This is a genomic window from Streptomyces sp. NPDC041129, from assembly GCF_055592265.1.
In genome coordinates this window covers 191,468-202,318 of the sequence record NZ_JBVIYV010000006.1, presented here as the reverse complement: position 1 = coordinate 202,318, position 10,851 = coordinate 191,468, and the positions used below count along the sequence as shown (strand labels likewise).

Genomic DNA, 10,851 nt, shown 5'->3' with positions numbered 1-10,851 from the left:
TCTGGTCCCCCCCCTCTCCCCCCCCTCGTCCCCCCCCCCCCCCGCCGGAGTCCCCCCTCCCTCCCCGCGCCCCCCCCCTTTCCCCCCACGCCCACCCCTCGGGCGGCGGTCGGGACGGTCAGGTCATCCGGCCGCCTGGCTCTCGTGCCCCTTGCGGTCGATCGGCGCCCACTTGTCGGCCTGGCCCGGGTGCTGCTTCAGCCAGGTGCGGACGGCGTCCTGCTCCTTGCCCTTGCCGGCCTTCTGGATCCGCGCCTCCAGACCGGTGAGCTGCTTCTCGGTCATCGAGAAGTTCTTGAGCCAGGCGCCGACCTCGGGGTTGTCGGCGGCGAAGCCCTTGCGGGCGAGGGTGTGCACCCCGTCGCCCTTGCCCCAGGCGCCCGCGGGGTCCTTCAGCTTCTTCAGGTCGTAGTCGCTGTACGCCCAGTGCGGCGACCACAGGGTGACGACGACCGGCTGCTTCTTGGCGTAGGCGCGCTTGAGCTCGGCGAGCATCGCGGGCGTGGAGCCGTCGATGACCTCGTACTCGCCCCGCAGACCGTACCGCTCCAGGACCTTGTCCTTGAGCAGGCCCATCATGCCGGCGCTGGGCTCGATGCCGACGATCCTGCCGCCGAACTCGGAGGCGTGGGCCTTCAAATCCGCCAGCGAGTTCACGTCCTTCACGTAGGACGGGACGCTCAGCTCGAGGGAGGTGGGGCCGTACCACTTGCCGAGGTCGTCCAGCTTGTCGCCGTACTTCTTCCAGTACTCGGCGTGCGTGGTGGGCAGCCAGGAGTCGGTCTCGAAGTCGAGCTGGCCGGTGGCGAGGCCGGTGTAGAGGGGGCCGGCCGCGTACTGGGTGGTGTTCACCTTGAAGCCGCGCCGCTCCAGGAGCTCCTTCCACAGGAACGTGGAGGCGATGCCCTCGTCCCAGGGGATGTAGCCGATGTTGATCTCCTTGCCCCGGCCGATGTCGGTGCCGGAGGCCTCGGAGGTGCCGGAGGAGCCGAAGACGCCCAGACCGCCCGCGACGAGCGCGAGGGCGACCACACCGGCGACGGCGACCACCGGGCGCGGACGGTACGACCAGGTCGTCGTCCGGGTCTTGGCGGCGGCCCTGCGGCCGAGCGGGGAGAGCTGGGTGCCGAGGGCACTGGTGACCCGGTCCAGGTAGATGGCGAGGACGACGATGCCGACGCCCGCCTCGAAGCCGTAGCCGATGTCGAGCTGGCCGATGGCCTCGTTGACCGCGCCGCCGAGGCCGCCGGTGCCGACCATGCCGGCGATGACGACCATGGACAGGCCCAGCATGATCACCTGGTTGACGCCGGCCATGATGGTCGGCAGGGCCAGCGGCAGCTGCACGCGCCACAGGGTGTCGCGCGGCGTGGTGCCGAAGGCCTCGGCGGCCTCGACCAGTTCGGCGTCGACCTGCCGGATGCCCAGCTCGGTCATGCGGACGCCGGGGGCGAGCGCGAAGATCAGGGTGGCGACGACACCGGCGGCGGTGCCGAGGCCGAAGAAGAGCATCGCGGGGATCAGCAGGACCATCGACGGCATCGTCTGGAGCAGGTCCAGGACGGGCCGCACGGCCGCGCTGACCGCCTTGGAGCGGGCGGCCCAGATGCCCAGCGGGATGGAGATCACCAGGGCGATCACCGTGGCCACCAGGACGAGGGCCAGCGTGGACATCGCCCGGTCCCACAGGTCCAGCGAGTCGACCAGGGCGAACCCGGCGAAGGCGAGGACTCCGCCGAGCAGCCCGCGCAGCCACCAGGCGATCACCCCGAGGATGCCGGCCATGAGCAGCGGCTCGGGGGCGGCGAGGACGGCGTCGATGCCGTCGTACATGCCCTCCATGACCGCGCGGATCGCGTCGAAGAGCCAGGAGAGGTGGTCGACGAGCCAGTTGACACCGGAGTCGACCCAGTCGCCGAGACGGATCCTAGGCACGGGCGATCACCTTTCCGCCGTTGTGGTCGCCGCAGGCGGCGGGGTCGCCCTGTTCGTCGCCGAGGAGGCCGACCAGGCGCTGCCGCGGCACGACGCCGACGAGCTCGCGGCCGGCGTCCAGGACGGCGACGGGGTGGCTGAGCCGGGCGCTGATCGCGCACAGCTCGGTGAAGGGCGTGCCGGGGGCGGCCGTCTCGCAGCCGCAGTCGGCCTCGTCGCCGCGGACGTCGGTGTCCATCACCGCGGCGGCGGTCAGCACCCGGGAGCGGTCGACGTCCTTGATGAAGGAGGCGACGTAGTCGTCCGCCGGGCGCAGCAGGATGTCCTCGGCGGTGCCGGTCTGGACGATCCGGCCGTCGCGCATGACGGCGATGCGGTCGCCGAGGCGCATGGCCTCGTTGAGGTCGTGGGTGATGAAGACGATCGTCTTCTTCAGGGTCTTCTGCAGCTCCAGCAACTGGTCCTGCATGTCGCGGCGGATCAGCGGGTCCAGGGCGCTGAAGGACTCGTCCATCAGCAGCAGGTCCGCGTCGGTGGCCAGGGCGCGGGCGAGCCCGACGCGCTGCTGCATGCCGCCGGACAGCTCGTCGGGCCAGGAGGCCTCCCAGCCGGCCAGACCGCACAGGGCGAGCGCCTCGTCGGCGCGGCGCTCGCGCTCGGCGCGGGGCACGCCCTGCACGGACAGGCCGTAGGCGGCGTTGTCACGGACGCTGCGGTGCGGGAAGAGCGCGAAGTGCTGGAAGACCATGCTGATCTTCTTCGAGCGCAGTTCGCGCAGTTCACGGTCGCTGAGCCCGGTCAGGTCCTGGCCGTCGAAGCGGACGCGGCCGGCGGTCGGCTCGAGCAGACCGTTGAGCATCCGGAGCAGGGTGGACTTGCCGGAGCCCGACAGACCCATGACGACGAATATCTCGCCCGCCTCGACCTGGAAGGAGGCGTCGATCACCGCGGCGGTGGTGCCGTCGGCGCGCAGTCCCTCCCGGTCGGTGCTCTCGCGCAGCTTCGCCACTGCCTGGTCCGGTCGTCTGCCGAACACCTTGAACAGGTGCTCGGCCTCAAGCCTTGGTTGCACGCGTGCCTCTCGTCTCGGCCGTACATGACAGAAGCCGCGCCTCCCCAGATCCCGATTGGTCAAACTTTTAAGTGCCTTAGGTCACAACGGGGCCGTGTCAGTGCCGTACGGCATGATGCGAGCGTGACCGGACGACTCATGCTCCTCGACACCGCCTCGCTCTACTTCCGCGCCTACTTCGGCGTGCCGGACTCCGTGCGGGCGCCGGACGGCACCCCCGTGAACGCCGTGCGCGGCCTGCTGGACTTCATCGACCGGCTGGTGAAGGACCACCGGCCGCAGCGGCTGGTGGCCTGCATGGACGCCGACTGGCGGCCGCAGTGGCGGGTGGACCTGATCCCGACGTACAAGGCACACCGGGTCGCCGCGGAGCACGAGGGCGCGCCGGACGAGGAGGAGGTGCCGGACACGCTCTCCCCGCAGGTGCCGGTCATCGAGGCAGTGCTGGACGCCATCGGCATCGCCCGGGTGGGGGTCGCGGGTTACGAGGCCGACGACGTGATCGGCACGTTCACCGCGCGGGCGGGCGGCTCAGTGGACATCGTCACCGGCGACCGCGACCTGTACCAGCTCGTCGACGACGAGCGCGGCGTCCGGGTGCTCTACCCGCTGAAGGGCGTCGGCACGCTGCAGCTGACCGACGAGGCGGTGCTGCGGGAGAAGTATGGGGTCGACGGGCGGGGGTACGCGGATCTGGCGCTACTGCGCGGCGACCCGAGCGACGGCCTGCCGGGCGTACCCGGGATCGGCGAGAAGACGGCCGCCAAGCTGCTCGCCGAGTTCGGCGACCTGGCGGGGATCATGGCGGCGGTCGACGACCCGCGGGCGAAGCTCACGCCGTCGCAGCGCAAGCGGCTGACCGAGGCCCGGCCGTACGTCGCGGTCGCGCCGAAGGTGGTGCGGGTGGCCGGTGACGTCCCGCTGCCGGACGTCGAGACCGCCCTGCCGCGCACCCCGCGCGATCCGGCGGGCCTCGAGGCGCTGGCGGCGCGCTGGGGACTGGGCGGCTCCCTCGGGCGGCTGCTGACGACGCTCGGTACGTGATGCTAACTTAGGTTACCCTAACCAATGCAGCAGGAGGCCGTGATGGCAGAGCGTCCGGGACGAAAGCCGCGCAAGCCCTATACCGCCCAGGTGGTGCGGACCGAGCGGCTGACCCCGCACATGCAGCGCGTGGTGCTCGGCGGCGAGGGTCTCGCCGGGTTCGCCGCGGACACCTGCACCGACCACTATGTGAAGCTGCTGTTCGGCCCCGAGGGCGTCACCTATCCCGAGCCCTTCGACCTGGAGCGCGTCCGGGCCGAGTTCCCGCGTGAGCAGTGGCCGGTGACCCGGACGTACACCGTGCGCGCCTGGGATCCCGGACAGCGTGAGCTGACGCTGGACTTCGTGATCCACGGCGACGAGGGGCTGGCCGGGCCCTGGGCCACGCGGGCACGCCCCGGTGACATCGTGCGCTTCATCGGCCCCGGCGGCGCCTACGCCCCCGAGCCGGATGCCGACTGGCATCTGCTGGCCGGCGACGAGAGCGCGCTGCCCGCGATCGCCCGTGCCCTGGAGACGCTGCCGGCCGGCGCCCGGGCGCACGCCTTCGTGGAGGTGTCGGGTCCCACGGAGGAGCAGAAGATCGACTCCGATGTGGAGGTCGTCTGGCTGCACCGCGGGAACCGGCCGGTGGGCCAGGCCCTGCTCGAGGCGGTACGGGCGCTGGAGTTCCCCGAGGGCCGGCCGCACGCGTTCGTGCACGGCGAGGCGGCGTTCGTGAAGGAGCTGCGGCGGATGCTCCGGGTCGAGCTGCGGATCCCGCGCGAGGACCTGTCGATCTCCGGCTACTGGCGCCTCGGCCACAACGAGGACGGCTGGCAGGCCTCCAAGCGCGAGTGGAACGCCCGCATCGAGGCCGAGCAGGAGAGCGGCGGCGCGGCGGCCGCCTGACCCCGGCCCGCTGACCGCGACCGTCCCCGGCCGCGACTCCCCGGCCCGCCGCCGGAGATGACCGGGCCTTCCGCCGCGCTCGTACCCTTGACCCCGTGCGACGCCGTACCCCGCCCCCGCCCGCCCCGCTCCCCCAGCGCCACGGCGTCGACCCGGTGCGGGTGCGGCTGCCGCACGACGGGGCGTGGGCGACCGTGCGGGACCATCTCGTGGCACGGCTGACGGGCGCCGGGCCCGGGACCGTCGAGGCCATGTTCGAGGCGGGGCTCTTCGTCGGCGCCGACGGGCGGGCGGTCGATCCGGAAGCGCCCTACCGGCCGGGGATGTTCGTGTGGTTCCACCGGGAGCTGCCCACCGAGGTACCGGTGCCCTTCCCGCTGGAGGTGGTGCACCGGGACGAGCACATCGTCGTGGCCGACAAGCCGCACTTCCTCGCGACGACCCCGCGCGGCTCGCACGTCACCCAGACCGCGCTGGCCCGGCTCCGCGACGAGCTGGCCCTTCCGGCACTGACCGCCGCGCACCGCCTGGACCGGCTCACCGCCGGTCTGGTGCTGTTCACGGTGCGGCCCGAGGAGCGCGGCGCCTACCAGACGCTGTTCCGGGACCGGCGGGTGCGCAAGGAGTACGAGGCCGTGGCGCCGTACGACCCGGCGCTCGCGCTGCCCCGTACCGTGCGCAGCCGGATCGTCAAGGAGCGCGGGGTGCAGGCCGCGCGGGAGGTCGAGGGCGAGCCGAACGCGGTGACCCGGGTGGAGCTGGCCGCGCACCGGGACGGCCTGGGCCGGTACCGGCTGCTGCCGGAGACCGGGCAGACCCATCAGCTCCGGGTCCATCTGAACGCGCTGGGCGTGCCCATCCTCGGCGACCCGCTGTACCCACAGGTGACCGGCCCCGTACCGCCCGGCGACTTCCGGCGCCCGCTGCAACTGCTGGCCCGGAGGCTGGAGTTCACCGACCCGGTGACCGGCGCGCGGCACGCCTTCGTCAGCGGGCGGACCCTGCGGGCCTGGTCCTGCCCTGCCGGGTGGGCCGGGCAGGAGCCGTAGCGGTCTCCTTCACTTCCCACGGGAGCCTTCGCTCACTCCCCGCGCCACCACCGCATCAGCCGTTGCCACATGCTCTCGCGGCGGGACGGTTCCGGCGCCGCGGGGGCGGGAACGGCGGGGGGAACCGGGGCCGGAACCGGCGGCCGGGGTGCGGCGGCGGGGAGCGGTTCACTGTACGCGGTGACGACCGGTGGGCCGGAGCGCTGCGGCGGGACGGTCGACGGGCTGGGCGGCAGGCTCGCGTCCTGCTGGGCCTTGGGCTCGAAGCGCACCGGCAGCGACACGAGGTGCCGGGAGGCGATCGAGGAGCGCCAGCGCAGCTCCTCCTCGGCGCAGTCCAGCTGGACGTCGGGCAGCCGCATCAGCAGCGCGTCCACCCCGACGTCGGCGATGGCCCGGCCGATGTCCTGGCCGGGGCACTCGTGCGGGCCGCCGCCGAACGCCAGGTGGGACCGGTTGCCCTGCATGCCGGCGGAGAGGTCGGGGCGCACCCGCGGATCGACGTTGCCCGGGGCGGGCGCGAAGAGCAGCCCATCGCCCCGGCGGATGCGCCGCCCGCCCAACTCCGTGTCCTGCTTGGCGAAGTAGCCGAGGACGGTGCTGAACGGCGGCTCGTCCCACAGCGACTGCTCGATGGCCTCGGGCACCGTCATCTGGCCGCCGTTGAGCTGGGCGCGGAAGCCCGGCTCGGTCAGCACCATGCGCAGCGCGTTGGAGAGGAGGTTGACGGTGGCCTCGTAGGCCGCGAACAGGACCAGCCGCAGGTGTTCGCGGACCTCGTCGTCGGTGAGTCCCGCCGGGTGGGTGATGAGGTGGCTGGTGAAGTCGTCCTCGGGGCGGGCCCTGCGGCGGGTGGTGAGCCGGCCGAGCGCCTCCATGACATAGGCGTGGCTCTGGATGGCGGTCTCGGTGCCCTTGAGCGCGTCGCGGGCGGCCTGCACCATCCGGTCGCCGTACTCCTCGGGCATGCCGAGGATCTCGCACATCACGGCCATCGGCAGGTGCTCGGCGAACTGGGAGACCAGGTCGGCCCGGCCGCGCTCGCAGAAGTCGTTGACCAGGGCCTGGGTGTAGCGGCCGATGTGGCGGCGCAGGCCGCGGTGGTCGATGGGGGCCATGGCGCCGGTGACCGCCGCGCGCAGCCGCTGGTGCTCGTCGCCCTCGGCGTGCGAACAGATGGGCTGCCAGGCGATGTGCGGCATGAGCGGGTGGTCGGGCTTGACCTGGTCCTGGAGCAGCGGGGACCAGATCCGGCTGTCGCGGGTGTACTGCGAGGGGCTGCGCACCATCTGCAGGTTCTCGGCGTGGCCGAGTACCACCCACATCGGTACGTCGTCGTGGAGCAGTACGGGCGCCACGGCGCCGTGCAGCTCCCGCAGGTGCTCGTACAGGTCGCCCAGGTCCTCGGCGTCGGGGCCGTGGATCCGGTGCGCCTCGCCGGGGCCGAGGCCGTGCGCCGGGCAGCCGGGCGGCGGGCCGGAGGTGGGTTCGGTGCCGGTCAGGGACTGGGGTTCAGACGTCACGGTGCAGCTCCGGAACGGATGGTGTGGGGGTCGGGCGGACACGGGTCAGCGGAGGGCGCCGGACAGGGCCAGGGAGTGCAGGAAGCGCATCAGGGTCATCAGCACGTCCTTGCTGGAGGCCCGCCGGCGCACGTCGCAGTCGATGATCGGGATTTCCGGGGCCAGGTCCAGCGCGGTGCGCAGTTCCTCGATCGGGTAACGGGGCGCGTCCGGGAAGGTGTTGACGGCCACGACGAAGGGCACGCCGCGTTCCTCCAGCCGTCCCATGACGTCGAAGCTCACTTCCAGACGCCGGGTGTCGACGAGGACGACCGCGCCGAGCGCGCCTTCGAACAGGCCGTTCCACAGGAACCAGAAGCGCTCCTGGCCGGGGGTGCCGAACAGGTACAGCACCAGCTTGTCGGTGATGCCGATGCGGCCGAAGTCCATCGCCACGGTGGTGGCCGTCTTGGTGTCGGAGCCGTAGTTGTCGTCGACCCCGATGCCGGCCTGGGTCATGGTCTCCTCGGTGGTCAGCGGCCTGATGTCGCTGACCGAGCCGACCATCGTGGTCTTGCCGACGCCGAACCCGCCCACGATCACGATCTTCACCGCGGCCTGGGCCGTCTGCGGCAGATGGTCCTCGGTGCGCGGGCCGGGGATGGTGTCAGAGCCGTTGAAGTCCATGCATCACCGCTTCGAGGAGTGAACGGTCGGGGAGCGCCTGGCGGACGATCGGGGCGCGCGCCTGCACCAGTTCGGCCGTGATCAGCTCGGTGAGCAGGACGGTCGTCGCGCTGAACGGCAGCTTGAGGTAGGCGGAGAGTTCGGCCACGGACAGCGGCGCGGTGCAGAGCCGGAGCACCGCCGCCTGCTCGGGGGAGGCGGACGGTGTCGGCGCGGAGTGCGCCACGATCAGCGTCACCAGGTCGAGTTCGGCCCGGGCGCCGTCGGCGGAACCTGCGATGGTGTACAGCCGCTCGGGGGGCCGGTCGGGGCCGTCCGCCGCTTTCGCCGGGAGCGGGGGCGGCGGGGGTGACGGCGGTCGCGGTGGCCGGCGGCTTCTGCGGCGCGGAGCAGTCATACGGTCTGCCCGTTCCGACGGGGCGGGCTCGTCAGGTGGGTGCCGATCCGGACGACGAGGTCGCGCATCATGCCGCTCATCCGGCCCGGTTCGCAGGTCACGTCGGCGAGCACCGCGAGGAAGGCGTTGGCGCCGGCGTTCATGAGGTAGAAGTAGCCGCCGTCGATCTCGATGACGACGAGCTTCATGTCACCGCTGCCCTCGATCTCCTGGGTGATGGCACTGGCCAGGCTCTGCAGTCCCGCGCAGGCGGCGGCCACCCGGTCGGCGGCGTCGGGGTCGCCGCCGTGCCGGGCGATGCGCAGTCCGTCGGCGGAGAGGACCACGATCATCTGGATGCCCGGGACGCCGTCATTGAGCTGCTTGAGCATCCAGTCGATGTTGCCTCGCTGCTGGATCACTTGGGGTTCCCCTCGTCGTCGGCCTCGGTGGGGCCTGCCGAATCGTCGATCAGGTGCAGGTAAGCGGTCGGGTTCCGGGTGAAGTCGGTCAGCTCGGCCGCGGTGGCGCCCTCGGGCATGCCCTTCTTCAGGCCGTCCCAGAAGGCGTCGACCCACATGCCCGGCGGCCGGTCCTTCAGCTTCTGGAGCTCGGGGTCGATCTCGGGCTCGGGTTCCGGTTCGGGCGCCGGCTGGGACCAGACGGTGGGCCTGCCCTCGCGCTCGGCGCGCTCGATGGCGGCCTGTTCGGCGATCCGCCGGCTGAGCGGGGTCTTCACCCGGCTGCGGCGCTGCGGCAGGCCGCCCGCCGTCCACTCGGTGACCTCGGGGACGTCGTCCTCCATGGAGATCCCGGCGGGGATGCGGGGGCTGGTGGGGCGGCGCTTCTTGGGCGGGCGCTTGGGGCCCTCCACGGCGCCGAGTTCGGGCATGGGCACGGCGGTGGCACCGATGCCGTGGGCGGCGCCGACGCCGGGCTCCGTGGTGGTCATCACGCGCGGCACGACGAGGATCGCCCGGACGCCGCCGTAGGCGGAGGCGCGCAGCGAGACCTGCATGTCGAACGCCTTGCAGAGCCGGCCGACGACGGCGAGTCCGAGGCGCGGGCTCTCGCCCAGGTTGTGGGCGTCGTCGGCCGCCATGGCGTCGGTGATCGCCTTCTCGATGCGGGCCCGGGACTCCTCGCTGAGGCTGACCCCGGCGTCCTCGATCTCGATGGCGAGTCCGGCCTGCACCTCGACGGCGGTGACGTGCACCTTGGTCGACGGCGGCGAGTAGCGGGTGGCGTTGTCGAGCAGTTCGGCGGCGGCGTGGATGATGGGCTCCACGGCGGTGCCCTTGATGTTGATGTTGACGATGGAGTTCAGGTCGATGCGCCGGTACTCCAGGATCCGGGACATCGCGCCGCGCAGGACGCTGTACAGCGACACGGGCAGGGGCCACTGGCGGCCGGGCCGACCGCCGCCGAGCACGGAGATGGAGTCGGCGAGGCGGCCGATCAGGGCGGTGCCGTGGTCGATGCGCAACAGGTCGTCGAAGACCTCGGGGTTGCGGCCGTGGTCCTCCTCCATCTCGCGCAGTTCGTAGGCCTGCTGGTGGACGATGGCCTGGACGCGGCGGGCGATGCTGACGAAGGAGCGCTCCGTGGCGTCGCGCATCGAGATCTCGTGGTCGGCGCCGCGCAGTGCCGTTTGCAGCAGCGTGCGCTGCGACTCGGGAAGGTGACGCAGTTCGGGGTCGTTGTCGACGACCTTGCGCATCACCTCCCGGAGCGGCTCTCCGGCGCGGAGGTGGAGCAGCGCGGTGGGCAGGACCTGGGTGCCGAGCCGGACGATCTCCGCGTCGTGGGTGGCGAGGCGGTGCTCCATATACGCGGAGTGACGGGCGTGTTCGGCCTGTGTCTCGCGGAGCACGCGGCTCCGGCGGACGATCTCCGCGGCCAGGGCGAGGATCAACAGCAGGGCCACGGTCCCGCACCCGACGACGGCGATCCGGGCGGAGGCCGGAACCAGGGCGGCGGCGGCCCCGGTCGCCCCTGCCATCACTATGGCCGGCGGCAACAGCACGCGCGCGAAGGGAAGTTCACGGCCACCGGGAGGCTTTCGAACACTCACCATGGATGCCTTCTGAGACGAGTCGGCTGGGTGTCGGGGGAGCTTGCACGGGGAAGATTCACCGAACCAACGGGACCTTCGGGATGTTTGGGAACAGGCGCACGATTTGGCTCAACTCGGTGCGTCGCGGGCGAGCTTAGTCCGACCGGATCATCGCCGTGTCATATTCGGCAAGCACCTGAATTCACCCCTACAACAGGAGTACTCTCGGCTCCATTTAC

10 protein-coding genes are annotated in these 10,851 nt (G+C 72.0%); 3 read left to right on the top strand and 7 right to left on the bottom strand.

Translation table 11 applies throughout. The features are described from left to right. Positions 1-123: 123 nt before the first annotated feature. Positions 124-1,935, bottom strand: a complete 1,812-nt coding sequence (locus tag ACZ6B1_RS21030) for an ABC transporter permease/substrate binding protein (protein ID WP_468780461.1) — start codon at positions 1,933-1,935, stop codon at positions 124-126. After that, positions 1,928-3,007 (bottom strand): quaternary amine ABC transporter ATP-binding protein, encoded by a 1,080-nt coding sequence (locus ACZ6B1_RS21025; protein ID WP_468780460.1) that lies wholly within the window; start codon positions 3,005-3,007, stop codon positions 1,928-1,930. The genes ACZ6B1_RS21030 and ACZ6B1_RS21025 overlap by 8 nt, the downstream gene beginning before the upstream one ends. A gap of 123 nt (positions 3,008-3,130) precedes the next feature. Between ACZ6B1_RS21025 and ACZ6B1_RS21020 the strand changes: the two genes are divergently transcribed. The 3 genes from ACZ6B1_RS21020 to ACZ6B1_RS21010 all read left to right on the top strand — a co-directional run bounded on the left by ACZ6B1_RS21020 (position 3,131) and on the right by ACZ6B1_RS21010 (position 5,991). Beyond that, the gene (locus ACZ6B1_RS21020) at positions 3,131-4,051 is read left to right on the top strand and encodes a 5'-3' exonuclease (RefSeq protein WP_468780458.1); all 921 of its coding nucleotides are present in this window, start codon (positions 3,131-3,133) and stop codon (positions 4,049-4,051) included. 42 nt (positions 4,052-4,093) lie between these two features. Then, positions 4,094-4,942 carry a siderophore-interacting protein gene (locus ACZ6B1_RS21015; protein WP_468780456.1) on the top strand — a complete coding sequence of 283 codons (849 nt, stop codon included), beginning with the start codon at positions 4,094-4,096 and terminating at the stop codon, positions 4,940-4,942. Positions 4,943-5,037: 95 nt separating this feature from the next. Then, the gene (locus tag ACZ6B1_RS21010) at positions 5,038-5,991 is read left to right on the top strand and encodes an RluA family pseudouridine synthase (protein ID WP_468780454.1); all 954 of its coding nucleotides are present in this window, start codon (positions 5,038-5,040) and stop codon (positions 5,989-5,991) included. Positions 5,992-6,023: 32 nt separating this feature from the next. Here ACZ6B1_RS21010 and ACZ6B1_RS21005 read toward each other — a convergent pair whose 3' ends face one another. Genes ACZ6B1_RS21005 through ACZ6B1_RS20985 form a run of 5 tightly spaced genes read right to left on the bottom strand, consistent with a single transcriptional unit; the run spans position 6,024 to position 10,633 of the window. Continuing rightward, on the bottom strand, positions 6,024-7,514 hold the full coding sequence (locus ACZ6B1_RS21005) for a cytochrome P450 (protein ID WP_468780452.1): 1,491 nt from the start codon (positions 7,512-7,514) through the stop codon (positions 6,024-6,026). Between the two features lie 45 nt (positions 7,515-7,559). Next, a complete protein-coding gene (locus ACZ6B1_RS21000; RefSeq protein ID WP_199209907.1) occupies positions 7,560-8,180 on the bottom strand; it encodes a GTP-binding protein in 621 nt (206 codons plus the stop codon). After that, a complete protein-coding gene (locus ACZ6B1_RS20995; protein WP_468780450.1) occupies positions 8,161-8,577 on the bottom strand; it encodes a DUF742 domain-containing protein in 417 nt (138 codons plus the stop codon). Before ACZ6B1_RS20995 ends, ACZ6B1_RS21000 begins: the two co-directional genes overlap by 20 nt. Further along, complete coding sequence (locus tag ACZ6B1_RS20990) at positions 8,574-8,978, bottom strand: roadblock/LC7 domain-containing protein (RefSeq protein WP_468780448.1); 405 nt, start codon at positions 8,976-8,978, stop codon at positions 8,574-8,576. Before ACZ6B1_RS20990 ends, ACZ6B1_RS20995 begins: the two co-directional genes overlap by 4 nt. Next, on the bottom strand, positions 8,975-10,633 hold the full coding sequence (locus ACZ6B1_RS20985; RefSeq protein WP_468780446.1) for a sensor histidine kinase: 1,659 nt from the start codon (positions 10,631-10,633) through the stop codon (positions 8,975-8,977). Before ACZ6B1_RS20985 ends, ACZ6B1_RS20990 begins: the two co-directional genes overlap by 4 nt. Positions 10,634-10,851 lie beyond the last annotated feature (218 nt).

Coding starts and splice junctions, on each gene's coding strand:
- ACZ6B1_RS21015 (WP_468780456.1), top strand. CDS start 4,094: ATGGCAGAGCGTCCGGGACGAAAGCCGCGCAAGCCCTATACCGCCCAG.
- ACZ6B1_RS21000 (WP_199209907.1), bottom strand. CDS start 8,180: ATGGACTTCAACGGCTCTGACACCATCCCCGGCCCGCGCACCGAGGAC.
- ACZ6B1_RS20995 (WP_468780450.1), bottom strand. CDS start 8,577: ATGACTGCTCCGCGCCGCAGAAGCCGCCGGCCACCGCGACCGCCGTCA.
- ACZ6B1_RS20985 (WP_468780446.1), bottom strand. CDS start 10,633: ATGGTGAGTGTTCGAAAGCCTCCCGGTGGCCGTGAACTTCCCTTCGCG.